The sequence below is a fragment of the Acidobacteriota bacterium genome (genome assembly GCA_016715115.1).
In the GTDB taxonomy this organism is placed as follows: domain Bacteria; phylum Acidobacteriota; class Blastocatellia; order Pyrinomonadales; family Pyrinomonadaceae; genus JAFDVJ01.
Genome location: JADKBM010000004.1, coordinates 32,919 through 51,891 on the forward strand (window position 1 = coordinate 32,919; position 18,973 = coordinate 51,891).

General features: G+C 55.3%; 15 protein-coding genes. 5 read left to right on the plus strand and 10 right to left on the minus strand.

All coding sequences use genetic code 11. The annotated features are described in order from the left end of the window. Positions 1-106 precede the first annotated feature (106 nt). The 7 genes from IPN69_02405 to IPN69_02435 form a co-directional block, all read right to left on the minus strand. Positions 107-544 carry a hypothetical protein gene (locus IPN69_02405; GenBank protein MBK8809565.1) on the minus strand — a complete coding sequence of 146 codons (438 nt, stop codon included), beginning with the start codon at positions 542-544 and terminating at the stop codon, positions 107-109. A 151-nt stretch (positions 545-695) separates the two neighbouring features. Then, positions 696-2,477 carry an ABC transporter ATP-binding protein gene (locus tag IPN69_02410; GenBank protein MBK8809566.1) on the minus strand — a complete coding sequence of 594 codons (1,782 nt, stop codon included), beginning with the start codon at positions 2,475-2,477 and terminating at the stop codon, positions 696-698. Positions 2,478-3,250: 773 nt separating this feature from the next. Continuing rightward, the gene (locus tag IPN69_02415; protein MBK8809567.1) at positions 3,251-4,495 is read right to left on the minus strand and encodes a hypothetical protein; all 1,245 of its coding nucleotides are present in this window, start codon (positions 4,493-4,495) and stop codon (positions 3,251-3,253) included. Continuing rightward, positions 4,435-4,680: a hypothetical protein gene (locus IPN69_02420; GenBank protein ID MBK8809568.1), complete on the minus strand. Its 246-nt coding sequence runs from the start codon at positions 4,678-4,680 to the stop codon at positions 4,435-4,437. Before IPN69_02420 ends, IPN69_02415 begins: the two co-directional genes overlap by 61 nt. 80 nt (positions 4,681-4,760) lie before the next feature. After that, the gene (locus IPN69_02425; GenBank protein ID MBK8809569.1) at positions 4,761-5,234 is read right to left on the minus strand and encodes a hypothetical protein; all 474 of its coding nucleotides are present in this window, start codon (positions 5,232-5,234) and stop codon (positions 4,761-4,763) included. A gap of 11 nt (positions 5,235-5,245) precedes the next feature. Continuing rightward, positions 5,246-10,384, minus strand: a complete 5,139-nt coding sequence (locus IPN69_02430; protein ID MBK8809570.1) for an RHS repeat-associated core domain-containing protein — start codon at positions 10,382-10,384, stop codon at positions 5,246-5,248. 70 nt (positions 10,385-10,454) lie between these two features. Continuing rightward, positions 10,455-11,570: a VCBS repeat-containing protein gene (locus tag IPN69_02435; protein ID MBK8809571.1), complete on the minus strand. Its 1,116-nt coding sequence runs from the start codon at positions 11,568-11,570 to the stop codon at positions 10,455-10,457. 54 nt (positions 11,571-11,624) lie between these two features. On the opposite strand from IPN69_02435, the gene IPN69_02440 reads away from it, so the two are divergent. The 3 genes from IPN69_02440 (at position 11,625) to IPN69_02450 (ending at position 15,098) form a co-directional block, all read left to right on the plus strand. Beyond that, positions 11,625-11,891 carry a hypothetical protein gene (locus tag IPN69_02440; GenBank protein MBK8809572.1) on the plus strand — a complete coding sequence of 89 codons (267 nt, stop codon included), beginning with the start codon at positions 11,625-11,627 and terminating at the stop codon, positions 11,889-11,891. A 372-nt stretch (positions 11,892-12,263) separates the two neighbouring features. Then, positions 12,264-14,018: a hypothetical protein gene (locus IPN69_02445; protein MBK8809573.1), complete on the plus strand. Its 1,755-nt coding sequence runs from the start codon at positions 12,264-12,266 to the stop codon at positions 14,016-14,018. Positions 14,019-14,036: 18 nt separating this feature from the next. Next, entirely contained in the window at positions 14,037-15,098 is a 1,062-nt protein-coding gene (locus tag IPN69_02450) for a hypothetical protein (protein ID MBK8809574.1), read from the plus strand. Between the two features lie 57 nt (positions 15,099-15,155). Here the strand turns inward: IPN69_02450 and IPN69_02455 are convergent, their stop codons facing one another. Further along, complete coding sequence (locus tag IPN69_02455; GenBank protein ID MBK8809575.1) at positions 15,156-15,575, minus strand: PaaI family thioesterase; 420 nt, start codon at positions 15,573-15,575, stop codon at positions 15,156-15,158. Beyond that, complete coding sequence (locus tag IPN69_02460; protein MBK8809576.1) at positions 15,568-16,266, minus strand: hypothetical protein; 699 nt, start codon at positions 16,264-16,266, stop codon at positions 15,568-15,570. Before IPN69_02460 ends, IPN69_02455 begins: the two co-directional genes overlap by 8 nt. Positions 16,267-16,308: 42 nt before the next feature. On the opposite strand from IPN69_02460, the gene IPN69_02465 reads away from it, so the two are divergent. Beyond that, on the plus strand, positions 16,309-17,055 hold the full coding sequence (locus IPN69_02465; GenBank protein ID MBK8809577.1) for an SGNH/GDSL hydrolase family protein: 747 nt from the start codon (positions 16,309-16,311) through the stop codon (positions 17,053-17,055). Positions 17,056-17,080: 25 nt separating this feature from the next. Then, on the plus strand, positions 17,081-18,538 hold the full coding sequence (locus tag IPN69_02470; GenBank protein MBK8809578.1) for a hypothetical protein: 1,458 nt from the start codon (positions 17,081-17,083) through the stop codon (positions 18,536-18,538). A 214-nt stretch (positions 18,539-18,752) separates the two neighbouring features. Here the strand turns inward: IPN69_02470 and IPN69_02475 are convergent, their stop codons facing one another. Continuing rightward, the gene (locus IPN69_02475; protein ID MBK8809579.1) at positions 18,753-18,938 is read right to left on the minus strand and encodes a hypothetical protein; all 186 of its coding nucleotides are present in this window, start codon (positions 18,936-18,938) and stop codon (positions 18,753-18,755) included. Positions 18,939-18,973 lie beyond the last annotated feature (35 nt).

Here is an 18,973-nt window from a genome sequence, read left to right on the forward strand (position 1 = left end):
GCGCGGGGGAGTAAAGTTCCCGATGCGCGCCAACTTTAGTATTCAAACTCTTGGTTGCACGAGATCGCGTTTTGGTTTCTTTGCCGATTCGAGTAGTTTTTTGAGTTTACATTCCGGCGGCGGCGTAGAGATCTTTGCGGCGCGGGATGTGGGACAGTATGCCGAGAATTCCGAGGCCGAACCAGACGAAGAAGTACTGATACGCAAACAGAAAGGCGAGGACCATTCCGAAGATCGAGATCGCCTCGCAGAAAGCGCATCCGATGATGATGCCGGTTTGAACGAGCTGAGGCTTTTTCTCGACGATCGCCTGTTCGAAACAACGCCGTTTGATGACGTGCGACAGAGCGAAATTGACGAGCGCGAGCAACGCCATCACGATGACGATCGCCGCGTTCCCGCCAAGGACCGGCGCGTTCGCGTCGAACCGAAACACCTCGGGTTTCGCCTGCGAGAGGACGAAAACGAACATAAACTGCGAAAGGAGGAGCACTCCCCAAACGATCGCAAGCGTCCTGAATTGTTCTTCTACCGTTCTTTTCATTTTCAATTTTCGATTTGCGAATTGCGATTGCGCCGATTCACGATTCAGGATTCAGGATTCCCGATTCCGGATTCCAAGATTCCAGATTCCAGGAATCGGGCGAAATTCCAATCGCAAATCGCAAATCGAAAATCGAAAATCGCAAATCCGATCATTCCGTTGCTTCGAGTTCTTCTTCCAGAAGTTGCCGCTCGTAGAGTTCGGCGTACTCGCCGCCGAGTTTCAGCAGTTCGTCGTGCGTTCCGCGTTCAACAATCCTGCCGTCGTTGAGAACGCAGATCAGATCGGCGTCGCGAATCGTCGAGACGCGGTGCGAGACGATCAGCGTCGTGCGATCCGTGCGGACGTCGCGCAGATTGTGGAGGATCGTCTCCTCGGTGTACGTGTCGACCGCCGACAGCGAATCGTCGAGGATCAGTATCCGCGGATCGCGCATCACCGCGCGCGCGATCGCCGTGCGCTGTTTCTGGCCTCCGGAAAGCGTGATGCCGCGTTCGCCGAGGCGCTGTTCATATTTGTACGGAAACTGCTTGATGTCGTCCGCAACGCCCGCAACCGTCGCCGCGTGGGCGATCCTCGAATCCAGGGGTTCGAGATCGAGGTCATCCTTGCCAACGCTTTCGACCCCGAACGAGATATTTTCGGCGATCGTATCCGAGAAGAGGAATGTTTCCTGCGGAACGAATCCGATCGATCTTCGGAGTTGCTCGATTCTGTAATCGCCGATCGCGACACCGTCGATCAGGATCGAACCCTCCGGCGCTTCGATCAGGCGCGGGACGAGACTGACGAGCGTCGATTTTCCGCTGCCTGTCTTGCCGACAAGCGCCACGGTCTTGCCTTGCTCGACGGTCAGGTCGATATTCTTGAGAACGCTTTTTCCGTTGTACGCGAACGTCAGATCCCGAAACTCGATGCGGCCCTTGATCGGCGGATGTTCGCGCGCCGCCTCGGAATCGCGGATCGTCGGCTCCGTCTCGAGGATCGCGTTGAAGCGTTTCAGGCTCGCGGTTCCCCGTTGATAAAGATTGACGACGTAGCCGAGCGCGATGAGATACCAGATCATCCGCTGCAGATAAAGAATGTACGACGTGAAGTTGCCGGCGGTGATCTCGCCGCGGATCGCCATCGGGACGCCGAACGCGACGATGATCACGAATCCGAGGCCGATGAAAAAGTAGAGCAGCGGGCGCATCGCCGCCGAAAACTTGACCAGCCGCAGATTCTGCGCCGAGTATTCGCGGTTAAGTTCCTGAAAACGTTCGATCTCCGACGCTTCCTGCGCGTACGCGCGAATGACGCGGACGCCGGTCAGATTCTCTTGCGCGCGGGCCGTGATGCTCGAAAAATACTCCTGAATCTTCTCGAACCTGACGTGTATCTGGCCGCCGAGATACTTCACCGTCAACGAAACGAACGGCATCGGAATAAGCATCAGCAGCGTCAGTTTGACGCTCGTACCAAAGAGGATCGGCAGGATGATGAGAAGCGCGAAGATCGCCTGACACGAATAAAGGATCATCGGTCCGACGATCTGCCGGACCGCCGAAAGATCGTTCGTCGCCCGCGCCATCAGGTCGCCGACGCGGTTGTTATGGAAAAACTCGAGCGGCTGAACGATCAGGGACGCATAGAAATCGCGCCGCATATCGTATTCGATGTGCCGCGAGGCGTTTATCAGAAGCCGGCGCTGCCAGAAAAGAAAAGTGCCGCTCGTCAAACTCACGAAAAGGATCACGGCGATGTGCGCGCTGACCCGTCCGAGAGTCAGCGATTCGTTGTAAACGCCGATCCGCAGATCGTCGATTGCGCTGCCGATCAGCCACGGAACATAGAGCCCGAAGAGCATTCCAAGGAAGATGAAAAGAACACCGAACACGAAGTGCAGTTTATAAGGTCGGTAGTATCGGGCGAATTTCTTGAATTCTTCCATCAGACGAAATCCGATTGTAACAAAAAGTTGCCGAGCGTATCACGGCCCTTTTGGATTTTAGATTTTAGATTTTGGATTTTCGATTTCGGATTTTGGATTTTCGATTTCGGATTTTCGATTTCGGATTTTCGATTTCGGATTTTCGATTTCGGATTTTCGATTTCGGATTTTCGATTTCGGATTTTGGATTTTGGATTTTGGATTTTGGAATTTGGAATTTGGAATTTGGAATTTGGAATTTGGATTTGGATTTTGGATTTTCGATTGCTGGGGTTCGACGATCCGTCCATCCGAGTCGCGTAGCGATGCCTTGAATTTTAAGAGGCTGTCTGAAAAGTGGATAAATTCGCTGAATTTCGGACTTTCGGGTGGCCGCGGCAACGCGCCAACCCGACGATCAGCAAGTCAGTACCGCCTGCGTCAGCGGGCGGGCGACGCCTAAATCCACGCCACTCAATGCGGCTTTGCCGCCCGGATGTGCGGAAAGGCTGTGCCTTTCTGGGTCGGCCTTCTGTCCACGCGGCTGCGCCGCCCGTTGCAAATTTGCGGCAAAGCCGCAGGATTGCGGTAACATTGAAAGGAAAGGCCGAGCCTTTCCGCACATCCGGGCGGCAAGCCGCAAGTACTGCAAATACATCAGCGTCCTGCCGGGTTCGTTGGGGGACGCTGATTTGATTTCACCGACCGGCTCTTGGAATCTGTATAGTAAACGCGAAGCGTCGCGTTGTCGTCGTATCTCTTAGCCCACCCATACACTTTTCCTGGCTATCATCTCATAATGATCCCGATGGGCACCCAGCAAACTTCGGCATCACCATGACTTCCAAATTATTATTTTCATTCAATTTAAGCGAGAAAAATGGGAACTCGAATTCGTCTCGCTCTTCTTCATCCGAGATACTTTTTTTGAGGAGTTCAATTATCCTATTTTCAAAATCCCGATAGCCGGTCTTCAGATTAAGTGATTTCCCAATCAAACACTCCGAGGCTAATAACTCCTCAAATCTAGATACGTTGACACTCTCAAAACCGTCAAGTGCAATCTTACTCACTGCATAGGTTGTGTCGGCGGATTTGTATTTGATGCTCAAGATCAAATTGTAGCCATCGAAAGTCCTAGATTTTTCGAGCCTTGATTCGATACTCTTAAAAAGCCCCGTGTTCATTAGTTCCGTTTTCAGACACGAAACTTCATTATCGTTGCTTTCTTCTGGCATTGAAATAATTGTGTTTGCGTAATGCCACACAAAGCGCGGATTGGGATCGGTCTCTAAGAATATCTGCTTCACAGAGAATTTATCAAGTCTCGACTGTCCCGACACAGACGCTACATGTCCAACGCAAATAACGAAAATCGCTACCAATAGTCTCAGTTTCATACAACTTCGCTCTCCTAAAAGAATTCTAGACGAGATTAGGGAACCTCGATCCACCTCGATCCACATTCGCTCAATCCATCGATGCGTGATAGAAGCGACATATCCGGCAGCAAGCCAATTCACTGAGTCCTGCCTTCGTCTCGTATTTCGAAATGAAGTAGCTTTGTCAGGGTCCTTTTTCATACCTGGTCTTGGATCACTTGGACGAGTAGTGAGAATGGCGTCGGGCGTTTCCGAGTTGTTCGCCGTTCCGAAAAGCTTTGTCTGATGGTTTTCGGCGTCGTAGACGAAACGCCTGTTCTCGGCATCGACCGTCAGGTTTCCGGCGGGATCGTAAGTATGGCCGTTGAGCCTGTTCGTCGAAGTGCTTGCCGAAGGATTGGTGACCGTGTTTGAAACCGATATGGTCGTCGTGCTGGCGGCGTCGAACGTCTGTTTCCAGTTCGTGGTGGTTCCGATCTTCTCTTCGGCCGATTTCAGACGATTGAGATCGTCGTAAGTATAGGTCTGATCATAAGCGGTCGTGAGCCCGGCGAAGGTGATCTTCTGGCTTCGAAGCGATCCGTTGTTCTGGGTGTTCAAGCTATCCGGACAAATCGCAAATCCAAAATCGCAAATCCAAAATGCGATGATTCCCACTTGCCGTTCCCGAGCCTCAGCCGGGTCATCTGGCCGGCAGCGTTGTAGGTTATCCCGTTCAGATAAAGCCGGTTCTGTCCCGCGGCGGTCGTTCCCCAGATGCTTGAGATGTCGCCATCGCGGTTGTAGTCGAACTCGACCTTTCTGCCCGAGGGATATGTCTGTGCGACAAGCGCGCCGGACAAATCGTTAACGAATGCGATGTCTCCTCATCTTCCTAGAAACAGTTCGCTGACCAGACACCCTTCAGAAATGCTGATACGAACTAAAAGTGAATCGCTTCAATCTGCCACCTTTCGTCAAGAAAAATCATTCTATGGATGTAATACATCCCGCCCTTACCGTTTCTCCTTACTGTCCCGCGAACAATCGCCTCTTTACGGTCAATCTCCAAGACTTCGACCTCTTCGAGTTGAAGCTTTCCATTTTGAATAATACTCGGCCATGATGGACCGACCGATTCGGTCTTGATGCCACCCACCGGCGTTGTTACCCGCAATTTTTCAGCTTCAGCATCCATCCCTGATTGAGCGTACCTCCAAAACGCAATAACCACCTGATCCGGAGGTGGATTCTCCTGGACCGTGACAGGCTGGACTTGGATTGGCTCAGATCCAGGCCAAAGATAGAGAACAGCTACAATTCCAGTAAAACAAGTAGTCAAACAAATTAGGACAAGCATAGTCCTCCCGATTCCTTTTCGGGGATTATTCGAATCCCAGACCCAAAACTCGCTCATAATAAATCCTCCTAGTGGTTTGTTCGTACGACTGGAACGAACAGTTTTGGCAAAGGTCCGGCCCGTTGCGGTAATGGCGTGATGTCGGCTGCCGCGCCCGCAATTCGCGTTGCCTGCTCAAATACATAAGAATTCGCCTTTGCAACGACGAATTCGGCATTTGTGACACCCGAATCTCTAAGCTGAATGACAGCTGAAGCCGTGTTATCAATTGCCGCCCGATCAGTTGAATTTAGTCGAGCCAATTGACCAACCACCCGATCGTTTTCGGTGGTCGAAACTGCGTTGTTAGAACCCTGCTCAGATTTCGATGTAACACCAGGCTCCTTCGAAACGCCAACTTCGATCCCCATCTTTTCATCGCTGGAACTTGACTTCGTTCGACTTCGTGACTCAACTTCGCTGGTGCCATTTCGTTCGGCAACGAGCGCATCGCGCGCTGCCGGATAGTATATCTTCCATTGCTTGCCGATGAGATCGTCAACGATTCCCTGCTGCTCCTCGGTTGGCTTTTCGGTTCTCGTTATGCTCGTACCGCTTCTAGAGACAAACCCTGAGTCCTGTTCAGACTCCCATCGGAATCTCCATTTTGGAGGAGACGGTATCCCGGGTTCGCCCTTGTCTTTTTCTTCCTGTTCCCCTTGTGCCGCCTGCTCATCCGCGTCGTAAGTGTTGCACATGTTCCCCCAGCAATGCAGGGTTGCCGCGAGTCCCAAGGGATCCGTGAATTTGTACGGCGAGTTCAAGGCATAACTGTATCGGTTGAACGTCTGCGGATTCTTGGCGCTGGCCGATGCGGCGAGGGGATCGACCGATGTGAATCGGCCGTGTTTGGCGGCGAAGTAGCGGTTCTGGGCGAAGTCCAATCCCGATTCGCCATCGCGTTCGTAGCCCGTGAACTGCTGGCGGATGCGGTCGTTGACGGTGAATCCAGTGACCTGATTGCGGTTCGCGACGGTTGCGGCGATCTCCTCGCCGAATGGCATGTAGTCGTGGCGTGACGCGATCTGCCCTAGATTGTTCGTCGTCGCGCGCGGGCTTCCGACAAGGTCGGCGGTCAGAAACTTCGCGCCTTCGGTCGTGATCGTCTGGTTTGTCGTGTATTCCGCTGCGAGTTTTCCGAACGCGTCGTAAACAAAGTAAGTGTCCTGATTTCCGACGGTCTTCTTCACGCGTTTTCCGCCACCGTCGTAAACATAATTGGCTGTCGTCTGGGTGACCGAATCGTAAACTTGCGTCTGCTTGTTTTCGGCATTGTAGGTGAAAGTCTTGCCCTCCGGATTCGAAGTAAGGTTCCCTTCGGAATCATATAGGTAGCCGTCCGCGATGTAAAACTTGTTGTCCGCCGGATTGACCTGCGGATTATGGATCGCGTTGTTTGCCGGCAAGGTGGTCGTATTCGCGGCGTTGAACGTCCGGTTTCCGAAGCGGTCGTAGTCGAAATCCTGCCGCCACTTGACGGTCGAATCGACGGTTTCGGTCGCAACGTCGATCCGGTTAAGCGCGTCGTAGCTGTAATCCTGTTCGATCGGAGCGATGCCCGGGAGCGTGATCGTCTGTTTGCGCAGCGATCCGTTGTTGTCGCTTGAATTGCTTGTCGTCGTCCCGTAGTTGAAATCGAGCCTTAACAGACTTGAATCCGCGATCGAACCGCCGAGCGAGATCCGCTTCATCTGCAGGCGTTTGGCGTCATACTCCATCGTTTCCCAACGTCCGTTGCCGAGTTTGCTGCTGCTGACCGCGCCGAATGACGTGTAAGAGACATGGCTGAGCATCGTTCGTTCCATCTGATTCGGCATCTGGCTCGTCACTTTTGAAAGCCTTCCGATGTTGTCGGTTTCGGCCCGCACGACCCGGCCCGACGGATATGTCTGCGAGACGAGCGCGCCGGACAAATCATAGGAATAGTCGGGAAACGAATACGTTGCCCCGTCGATGATCTGGTTCGAGCTCTTGATGCGGCCGAGATCGTCGAACGCCGTGAAGCGTGTTTCGGAAACGGAAGAAGACACCTTGGTTAGTTTGCTTTTCGAATTGGGGATGTTCGGATCGTCGTAGGTGAACGTCACGTCGGGCGTCGAATCCGAATAATCGCGGAACGTCAGGCGATTTATGTTGTCGTAGGTTCCGGCCGTCGTCACGCCGCGGGAGTCGGTCGTCGAGACGATGTTCCCGTTGTTGTCGTAGTCAAACCGGACGGCCCAGCCGCTGTTGCCGGTTACGGGATCGGTGATGTTAAGGCTCGTATTCACCTGTTGCTCCGTCTGCTTGGCGCGGATAAGCCGCCCGAGATCATCATACAGGAAAAACCGTGTCTGTGATCCCTGAATTGTTTTGCGGAGGCGTCCGACAACATCGTAAGTGAAGAGCGTTTCAAGATCGGTGCCGTTGTCATATTCGACGACTTTGACGAGACGCCCGAGCGCGTCCGAAACTCCGGCGCGGCTGCGGTCCGCCTGATCGAAGACGCGGACGCTGCTGCCGTAGTACCGACGCGTGACCTTTGCGTTGTCGGGCGTCGTGACCTCGGTGACGCGGCCGAGATCGTCAAACTGCGTCGTCGTCCATTGCGCGGTTTCGCCGAGATCGGCGCGGAACGGATTCGACGAACGGTAAGCGCGGCCCAAAGCGTCGTACTCCTGGAGCGCCTTGACGTAATCGGTCGAGTTCTCGTAATCGCGGGTTTCGATCGTTCGTCCGAGACCGTCGTAAATCGCCTGCGATTTGATCAGATTGTCGCCAAACGATTTCGAGTCTGTGGTAACAGTGACCATTCGCTGGGAATCGTTATAGGCGACCGTTGTCCGCGCTTTGTAGTCGTCGTGGTTCGCGGCCGAAATTACCTGTGTCGGCCGGTCAAGAGGATCGTTGGAGTAGGTGGATTTCACGGCGCCGATGATGTCCTCGGTATCGACCGCCGCTCCGGTGTAATAGTCGAACTGCGCATAGGTCGTGTAACCCGCGCAATTCGTGGCGCTCGTCGCGAACGCGTACGTAAAAAGGTTCGGAAGCGGGCCGGGCGTCGTCGGGCTCTTTGCCTCCGCGTTCGGCGCGCCGAAGTTGTCGGTGTACCAGATGGTCGACTCACAGCCCTTGCCGTCGATCGTCTTGACCGGATTTCCGGCGATATCGTACTGCGTGTGAACGGGGACGGCGCCCGTCTGATTCTGGGCGTCCGCGTAGCTCGTGACCTTCGTGACGTTGCCCCGAGCCGTAAAGCCCGTGCCGTAGCCGGCCGCCCTACCGGTGATGTTCGCCCGGTCGACAAGGGCGGCGTGTTGCTGATCGGGACTGTAGTTGTCGTATTCGTATTTCGTTCGCGATACCTTGACCTGACCGTTGCCGTCGCTCGAAACCCAGGTTTCTGTCGGAAGGTTCAGCAGATTGACGCCGTTCTGCGCGTACGTTGCCGATCTTTCGAAATCGGTGTGCGTTCGCCTGACGAATGCTCCTGGCTGGCCCGACCCGTAATCGTATTCATGGGTATCGACCAGAAGGTTGAAATCGGCTGTCTGGTGATAGCCGTAGATGACCTGGCTGACCTGCCCGCTGTCGGCGAGCGTACTCGCAACGGTTGCAGCCCGGTAATCCTTGTACGGCGGGTTGCCGCCGTTCTGCCAGACCGCGCGGGCGCGAGACTCGTATGTCGTTTCGGTTTTGCGGAGCAGCGTCGTTCCGTCCGATGCGTAGGTTTCCGACTTGAACGGCATGCCGTCGAGCAACTTCTGCGCTGATTCGTATCCCGTGCCCCACGTCGACATCGGGACGATGCAGTTCCAGCCGTCCTGAATGCAGCCGTGGAAGTAGCTCTTGGAGACGGAACGTGTCACGTTCTGGTTGTCGATCAGCTTCACGGTCGTGATTCGCTGGTCTGGCAGCGTCTGCCCCGTGTAAGCGTCGGTCGGCACCGAGCTTGAATAGAGATACTGCGGTTTATTGTCGACGTTTGTTCCGTCAGACATTACGCGGCGTTCGGTGATCCGCCGCTCCATCGATCCATACGTTCCGGGACTTACCGTCGCGTGGTCGTATTCGACGGCGCCTCCTGTCGGAAGTTCAACACGGGAAATCTCACCGTAACAGTTGTAGGTGAATGTGTAGCGCCTTGTGTCGGGCAATTCGATATAGTTGCTGTAACCGCAGCCGACCGATCGGTTCCACGGATGATTCGACGGAATCCAGGTGAAAAGCGTGTTCAGCATAACGGACGAAGCGGCGGCCGAGTAGTTCGAAATCTTCACCGACCGGTCCGCTCCGCCGAATCCCTTATAGTTGACGTAGGTAAAATTCGCGTCGCTTGAGGTCTGGATCTCGCGGTTGAGCGCGTCGGTGATCTTCGTCACGCGGTTCTCGCGGATGTCGGCCTGGAATCCGGTATTCGTCAGCGTGGTCCTGTTCCCGTTCCTGTCAATGATCGCCGAGACAAGTCCGCCGTCGACGCGGTATGTCGTGCCGTTCGGTAGCTTCAAATCTCCCGAAGGATAGATGTTCGGGCCGTTTCCCTCGCCGGCCGGGTCGTCACTGACAAGGATGTTGGAGTCGGCGATGAATTTCGTGCCGCTACCGTCGGTCGCGATGAACACCGTGCCGATCGACTGGTATTGAACCGAACAGGAGTGTCCGCTGAAATATATGTCTTCGCCGTCGTTCTGAGTGCTGATAAACGAAAAACTCGATCCACCGAAGCCGGTGAAGTTCATTCGGAACTCCTTTCGCGCGGCGCGGATCGTGGTTTCGTTCGAGCACAGCCCGATGTCCTCCGTGTCCACGGCCTTCGTGTTCGCGACCAGGTATCCGCCAAGACTCGGAAACACGCCTCGCAGGGCATAGGGGTCGGGATCGATCCGCTCTTGTATGGTCGGATTCGCGCCGGTGTATCCGGCGATGACCTCGTCGCGTCTCCATTTTGTCTCGACGTTGTACGAGAATCCGTTGCCGACGCCGCGACCGCCGAGTGTGGCAAGCGGAATATTGAAGCTGAAGGAACCGTTTGACAGCCCGATCTTTTCATACTCGCTAATGTTGACCGTACTCTTTGTATCATTGGCTTTCATCGGAACCTGCTGTGCGAGTGCGGTTTGTGATGCGAGAATCGCAAGAAGAGCAATGGATAGGAAATTGACGACGCCGCTGTGAATGATCCGTTTCATTTTCTTTACCTCATTTCAGGTCCCTGGGTGAATGTCCGATGGGTGATTGACGACTCCTTGTGATCCGGCGCTACCTCCGGTAGAAGGCCGGGACCGGGATGTCACCCAAGACTCCGAACTGCTGCTGGCGAAGCGAGCCGTTGGTCGCCGACTGGCGGATGTACCAGGTGCCGGTCGATTCTCGCCAGACGGCGAGGTCGGTTTTGCCGTCGCCGTCGTAGTCGTTCTGGACAAGCTTGTCTCCGGAGATACCCCATTGGGTTTGGGTGACCGTCCCGGTCGAACTTTCGCGGATGTACCATTTCGTGTCGGAGGGCCGGAAGAGCGCGTAGTCGGCGCGGCCGTCGCCGTCGTAGTCCGACGGGACGGGCAGGTCGTCGTCGGTTCCGATTACCGCCGATTGGGTTTGGCCATTGCTGCTGTTGCGCGAGTAGAAGGTGTTGTTCGACTCCCGACGGACGGCGAGATCGGCGCGGCCGTCGCCGTCGTAATCGGCGGGCGCGGGTTTGTCGTCAAACAGTCCGTATTGCTGCTCGTAAACCTGATTCGTCGTGCTCAGCAGGATCTTCCAGACGCCGTTCGCGCCGTCCTCGTGATAAACCGCAGGGTCGGTCCGGCCGTCGCCGTCGAAATCGGCCTGCGCCGGACGGTCGCCGGACGCGCCGAGCGAGATCATATAGCTCGAACTGTCGGAACTGCGCATGATCCACCAGTCGCCGTTTCGCCAGATCGCGAAATCCGTCTTGCCGTCGCCGTCATAGTCTCCCGGAACAGGCTTGTCGGCCGGGAGTCCCCATTGCTGCGACGTCGTCTGCTGGTTTGATCCCAAGACCCACCAGACGCCGCTTAAGGGCCGCCAGACGGCGAGATCCGCCGGCGGCGCGGCGTTGGCATTTGCGTCTTCAACGGCTAAAAGCCGCGAACCTGCATACAAATATTCTTTCGAAAGCTGCGGAGTCGGCGTCGGGTCGGGAAGGAACGGATTGACGCGCCCGAGAAGCGTTGGCTGATAGTTCTGATTCTTCCGGCGGGCGAGCATCTCGTCCTTCGCCGATTGTTCGAGAAAGCTCATCCCCGTCCCGAACACTCCAAGCGCGACGACGGCGGTGATCAACAGGAATAACCAATTGGGGCGTTTGATGTCGAATGTTTGATCGGTGATTTCGGACTTGGATTTCTGTGACATATTTCCTTCCTTTCGCGTAGGGCATCATTTGGGCCACGCGGCGCGACCGCGCGATTGCGCGCAAACAAAAAAGCCGCGAATCTTATCGCGGCGCGGTTGAATTTCAAATTGATTACAGTTGGCTCTATGGAATGGCTGCTCGGCTGCTCGGCTGCTCGGCTGCTCGGCTGCTCGGCTGCTCGGCTGGAATCGGACGACTCTCGTCCGCGAGGGTTTCAGTATTTGGAAGATTTCGCACTTTCGGCCTCCCTCAAAAAGGAGCTTCTGCTCTCTAAACCGCAAACTTCAGAACAAGTGAATCTAACCGACGTTGCCTTCTAATAGTTTTCTACGCCCCTTCGGTTTGAATGTCAAGAACGCTCTTTCCCGACAGGCGTCGGTGCCAAACTCGCGGCCGATTCATGATGCGCGTAATGATCGTATCGATCTTCGTCTTGCTCACGGATACTGGCACCGGATTCGTTTGACTCCGCCGATTGTCAGATTCGAGCTATGAGCTATGGGCTATGAGCTATGAGATGCGAGCTGTGAGTCAGGAAAATCCCGGGGAAATGACTATCTTGCGGTGTGCATCGCAGCCATTGCCGTTACAAACTGCAAAATGGCCCGGTATTGCAAATCGACCGTACTTTTGCCAGAATAGCGCCTGAATTGCTCGTCCGCTGGTTTTCGATTATGAAATCAACAAAATTGATGAAAATCGCGATCGTTCTCATTTCGATCGCTTTCCTGACCGCCGTTTTGTCCGACCGCAGCGTACTCCCGGTTTCAGCCGGAACCGAGAGTGCATCGGCACCAAGCGCCGATGCGAACGAGTTGCCTGAACTTATGGACTTCCGTCACAAGGAGATCGGGCTCGGCCAGCGCTGGTTTTTCGGCCTCGAGGTCATCGACGAGGAAGGCGATCTCGTGCGCACCGAACTTGTCGCGAAACCCAAATCGGCAAAGTTCAACCAGAACACGCTGACGGTTGACTGGACGCCGCAAAAAAGCGACGGCAAAACGGGCAAGTTCGTCGTCAAGGTCACCGAGATCCCGCGCGACAAATCCCGGCAAACGCGCTCGTTCACCAAGGAATTCAACGTCAAGATCGTGAAACGGCCCGTGAAACTGCTGAATATGCCGCCCGCGCCGCTTGAAGTTGACGCGTTTGTGACCGTCATCGATCCGGCCCGTCTGGTCGCGGCGAATCAGAAGTGGAACCTCGTCAATCTTTTCCAGCGGATCGCCGAGATCGAAGCCGACAAGCAGATCAAGCCCGGCAGCGAAATCGGTCCGACGACCGGCGAAAAGCTATTCCGCGATTCGATGAAGGAACTCGCGGTTTTGCACAGGAACCCGACGCTCGACCCTGACAGTCCAAGCTACAATCCCGAATGGAACGCCGAACATTGGAAACTGATCGCGGTCAGGCCGCGTGTCAACAAAAAGGTCTTCGAACTGCGGCTCGTCTATTTCAATATCAAGGCTCCGGAACAAGCGTATCTGATGCCGCGAATGCGCATCGTTCGCGGGAAGGACGCGGGACGGCCCGACGAACTCCGGCAGAAAAACAACACCCAATTCGCGAAGCTATTTCACGAGGCGTTCTTCGACGGCGAGGCGATGAAGCCGTTCGTCGCCAACGACAAGGCGAAATACGGCGAGGCTTTGGCGGATTTCATCACCAAGGTCGTGACCTACAACGACCCGAACGATTCGATGATGCGAGCGAACATCGCCGCAATGCCGCATAATTCAAGGCTCGGCGGCGGCAACACTTACGATGCGAACGGCAATTATCTGAACGGCGACGGTTGGGCGCTCGGGGCGATGAAAGTTAATCCCGTGATGCGAGACGGCAAGAAAGTGCTCGCATTTACGAGTCCGTTCATCGACGGTTTCGCGGCGTCGATCAAACCCAACAAAGAAGGAACCGCGTACCGTCCGGTCCCGCCGCCCGCGACCGATGCGGCGAGCGCAGAGTTCATCAAGGGTTGGGATCATCTGATCGATGACGACGACAAGGGCAATATCGCGATCCCGATGGAGATGCCGGATGGAACGGTGAAGCGCAGCAATATCGACACGACGCTCAATCGGTTCGAGGTTCAGTCCGGATTTCGTTTTGCCGAAAACAGCTTTCGCGATGCGCGCCGCCGGCTCTTCGAAGAGCGCGGAATGACCTGCATTCAATGTCACGTCCGAAACTTCGATGAGGGGAACTACCTCGTCGATCTGAGTGATCCGAAGGTCAACGGTTCGAACGCGGTCGAGAAGACCGAACGTGTTTTCTTCCTGATCACGCCGACGCTCCACGGCGGCCGCAACGAGTATATGCGGCGCAACGAGATCGCACAGGTGGGCAATTTGCAGGGCGTTTTCCGGGATTATCTCGGTATCAGGGTCAAGATCAACTCACCGCTCGCGTCCGACTGGCCGTTCACCACCAAAAAAGGAAAGAGTTAGAACTTAAGGAGGCGCGCAATGACACTTCAACGGAAAACATCGTTTCCACTGCTCGGTTTGCTGTTTGCCGTGTCGGCCGTCGCCGCCGAGGCGCACGTCAAGTGGTTTTTCGACTATGACGTGACGAAACCGCCGACACCGATCGGCGAAGTCATCGACGGCACGTTCGTCAAGATGTTTTTGGTGTCGGTCGCCGCGTGCTACCTGTTCTTTCTGGCGGACCGGTACATTTACGAGGAAGGAATTCTTTCCGAGTTCGACAAGAAATTGAAGCTTTTCGACAACGCTGCGAATTATATTATGCGCGCGGCGGCCGGGATTTTTTTCTTCGCGCTTTTCAATTGGTGGGCGCTCGGCGTTGGACCGAGTTTTTTCCTGACGCCTGAACTGAAAACAAACGCCGCGTGGGTGCCGTGGCTGCATTTGGTAATGGCGTTCGCGGTTATCTCACGTCATACGGTTTTTATCACCGGCATCGGGATCTTCATACTGTACATCGCCGGCGCGGTCAACTACGGGGTTTTTCATATCCTCGACTATATGATCTTCCTCGGAATCGGCTATTACCTGACGGTCTCGCAGACAAAGGTCAAAGGACTGCTCAAATCGGGGTTTATCGTCTTGTTTGCCAGCACCGGTTTGACGCTGATCTGGGCGGCGGTCGAGAAATTCGCCTACTCGCACTGGACGATCGAGGTTCTGGCCGACAAGCCGCATATGTTGATGGGGATGTCGCCGCCGACGTTTATGAAGGTCTCGGGTTTCATCGAGTTCTTTGTGACTTTCATTCTGCTCGGCGCGGTTTCGGTTGTCGGACGGTTGATCTCGCTCGGTTTTATGTCGGTTTTCGTGCTCGCGGTGTTCGAATTCGGAATGCTCGACGCGGTCGGCCATATGATGATCGTCGCGATCCTCTGGGTGCTGATCGTGCGCGGGCCGACCGATGCCCGGAATATGTTGGTTTTGCCGGATAAATCACTGTTCACCGAAGCATATTTTATGACCGGCCTCTATTTTCTTGCGTTCGTTATGATCTTCATTCTTTACTACGGCATTCACTTTTATTCGTTTGGTTCGTAAACGGAATCGAGCGCAAAGCGTCGCGCGCGGGGCGTGGACGGACTTTACGATCCGATCCTAAACCTTGGTGTAAGTCGAAAGCGCGGTTGCGACGATCCGGTTTTGATCGTCGATGACTTCCGCCGAAAGAAAGATGATCCGCTTCCCGGCCCGGATTATCTTTGCCGTGCAGAAGATCTCGCCGTCGACGGCGGGACGCAGGTACTGAACGTTGAGGTCGATCGTCGTTGTCGGCTCGTCTTCACCAAAAGCGCCGATGATCGCCATCGCCGTCGCGGTATCGATCAGTGAAGCGGTCGCGCCGCCGTGGAGCAGGCCATAGAGTTGTCGAAATTCATCGCGCACGGCGAGTTTGACCGTTGCTTCGCCGGGACCGAGGCCGACGAGTTCAAGTCCCAGATGCCGTGCGTAGGGAACCGTTTTGAAAACCTCGAAGACGCGTGCGCGGCGCTCTTCGCTCAGATCGAATTCACTCATTTTCGTTTTCCAGCCCGCGTTTCAGTTTAAGCAAATCGGACGACTCGACCCGCGCGAATCCGTTTGGAACGTCGAACAACGAATCATCGGCCCCGAGTTTGAAGTTCCGCATTTCAACGGTCATCGTCAGCGTCGGAGTTCCGTCGGTGATCGAGTAGAATTCCTGGCGGACCGGCATTCCGTTGCGATCATCAACGGATATCACCGCCTCCGCAAGCTGAGATTCGCCAAATTTCGCGCGGTATCGTGTAAGGCCTTCAACCGTTTCGAGCTTTTCGAAGGTCGTGTCGGGACTCTCGCTCAGCCAGCGGGTGGTCAGAAACGCGGACAACTCGTCGGTTGAAAATGCACCGACCGAAAGTTCGGCGAATTTCGAACGCTCGGGCAAAACGAGATATGTTTTTCCATTCACGATGCGGGCGATCCGCGAACGCTTGCCGAAATCGAATTCGACCCGGCGTTTCTCGCCCGATCTCGCGAAAAACGTCGTCCGCACGGATTCATCTGCGGTGACAACAAGTTCGGCCTGAAAGTTATCCGGCTCCCGCGTCGAAAAAGGTATTCGGTTCGATGGCGGATCGAACGCCGGCCGCTCGCCGGTTTCGATGGAGCGTTCGCGTGCGCAGCCCGCAAGAACCGCGCTCGATATCGCGACAACGGCTAGAATTTTGATAAGATATGACCTCAACATCGGCGACAACGCCTGGATTTTATCACACGACCGCGGTTCCAAATGAGTCTCTTTAGGTTGCAGAGCATTTACATCGTTGGTGGAACGGCCCTTTTACCGTTGATGCCGTTTCTGTACCTTCAGGGGCAGTATATGCGGCGAAAGATCGGACGGTTGCCCGACGCTTCGGGTCCGACGACCGGACGCACGGGCGACGGCGATTCTCCGGCCAGGCTTTTGGTGCTTGGCGAATCGACCGCCGCGGGCGTCGGTGCGAGCACGCACGACAACGCGCTTTCCGGACATTTTTCCCGATCGTTAAGCGAAAAGGTCGGTCAACCGGTCGATTGGACGGTCGTCGGCCGAAGCGGAATCACGGTCGGAGAAACAATCGTCGAACTCGTTCCGCAGATTCCGGAAATCGAGTTCGACTACATTCTGCTCGCGCTTTGCGGAAACGAAGTACTTAAACTTCGAAGCCCGCGCGAGACGCGCCGCGATATGACGCGGCTCATCGGCATACTGCGTGAAAAAAGTCCGCGGGCGACGTTCTTCATCACCAACGCGCCGGCCATAAGGCTTTCGCCCGTTTTGCCCGACCCGCTTCGATCCGTGCTCGGTTACCTCTCGGCGCTTCACGATGCAAATGCCCGCGATTTCACCGCCGGACTTGAACGCGTTTACTATTATCACCAACCGACCTTCGCACCCGAAGGTTTTTTCGCCGACGGAATTCACCCGTCGGAATTCGGCTACCAAATGTGGTCGGAGAATATGATCAAGTTTTTCGAAGAAAGATACGGCTGGTAGTAAGACCGCCGCCACTCACAACCTTATGGATGAACTTCACCAACTGCTCACGCGGTGCCTCGACGCGCACCGTGAATGGATCATCGTAACCGCCGACGGCCGTAGCTTTTCGCTCCAAAATTCCGAGGTCGAGATCGAAGTCGAACGCGGTCGCACGCTCATCGGCTTTCCCGGCAACGGCGGTTTCCGAACGTGGCGCGTGACCGCGATCGAAATGCGCGACGCCGAAATCCATCTTTCGTTGTCGCGCGACTTCGGCCGGGAAACGACCCGCGTGCGCATCGTTCGGCGCGCATCGTTCGGCGAACTGCAGGCAACGGTAGAAATCGCACGGCTTGAACGGGCGAATCGCGTCGCGGCCTTGCTTCGGGAAAATGTGCCGCGCACCAAACTGGTCCGCGTTGAACTCAATCGCGAGAACGGCCGGTTCGCGCAGATCATCTTCGACCGGCTTGCGACGCGGGTAGCCGCGATCTCGGACGTTTCCGGCACATTGACGCCCGAATTCTTGCTTTCGGCGGCCTGCTTTTGGCTCGCCAAACTCGAAAGGCGCAAAAGGAATCCGGTGCGTTCGATCGTCATTCTCGCCGAGAAGCGCGTCGCGCGACAGCTTCATAAACTTCACGCTCTGCTTCGCGACGATTGGAAACGGCGCGTTTCGCTCGTCGAGATCGGTGACGAAGTACCGTTCAACGAACTTGAACCGCTCGATACAAACGAACTTTGGACGGGCAAAGTCCCCGAGGTTCGCGTTCCGGCCGTCACCGTGCCGTCGGAAACGTCCCGGCGTTTGATCGAGCTTGCGCCGGCGGAGATCGATTCGGTGTTCGCGAGACAAGGCGAAACGATCCGTTATCAGGGACTCGCGTTCGCGCGCGTCAGACGCCTGATGGGCGTCGAACGCTGTTGGTTCGGTCTCGAGAAGGTACGGCGACCGCTGACGGAAACGAACATCGCCGAACTCGCGACGCTGATCGAAGAATTTCGCGAGTTTCGTTCCTACAATTCGCCGAATCGGCGGCATACGCTCTATCAAACCGCCCCCGAGGCGTGGCTCGAAGCGATCCTTCGGCGAAACATTCATCTCCTCGACGCGAACCTCATACTCTCGCCGCTATATCATCAGTTTCGCGCCGAGCGCGACAAGATCGATCTGCTCGCGCTGCGCAAAGACGGAAGGCTCGTGATCATCGAACTGAAGGTCGAACCTGACCGCGAGATGATCTTTCAAACCGTCGATTACTGGCGCAAGATCGAGCGCATCCGAAGAAGCGGCAAGCTCCGGGACGCGCGTTTGTTTGGTGATCTCGAGATCGCCGATGCGCCGACGATCTGCTATCTCGTCGCGCCGACGCTTGCCTTTCATAGGGATTTCGACTTTTCGGCGTCATTGGTCTCGCGCGAGATCGAGATCCATCGTTTCAATCTTGCCGAGGACTGGCGCCGCAAACTGCGCGTCCTGGAGCGCCGCCGGGCCACCTGACTTGAATTGCGCATTTCCGGTTGGCTGATCACGCGAAACACAAGAAACACGGGAAAAAGTCAAAGAATCATTTTTCGCGATTTTGGCGTGTTTGGCAGGAAAATGGATTCCTCAACGTTGGCGAGCCGGGTTGCAAAAAATCGGCGTGATCGAATCAAAAAAAAACGCCCGGCCGGAACGGCCGCGCGCATTTGGCATTCAAATCCTCAATAACCTATTTCGCGAGGATCGCTTCCTGGTTCTTCAAGATTCGCTCCTGATTCTCGATGATCTGGTCGAGTTTGGCTTGGTTGCGCTTGATATCGTCCTGGTTCGAGATGATCGCCGCTTGGTTGTCCTGGATAGTCGCCTGATTCTCCATAATCATCTTCTGGTTCTCAATTACTAAACTTTCGCTCATAGGGGGTCTCCTTATTTTGATTTCTGACCGTCCTA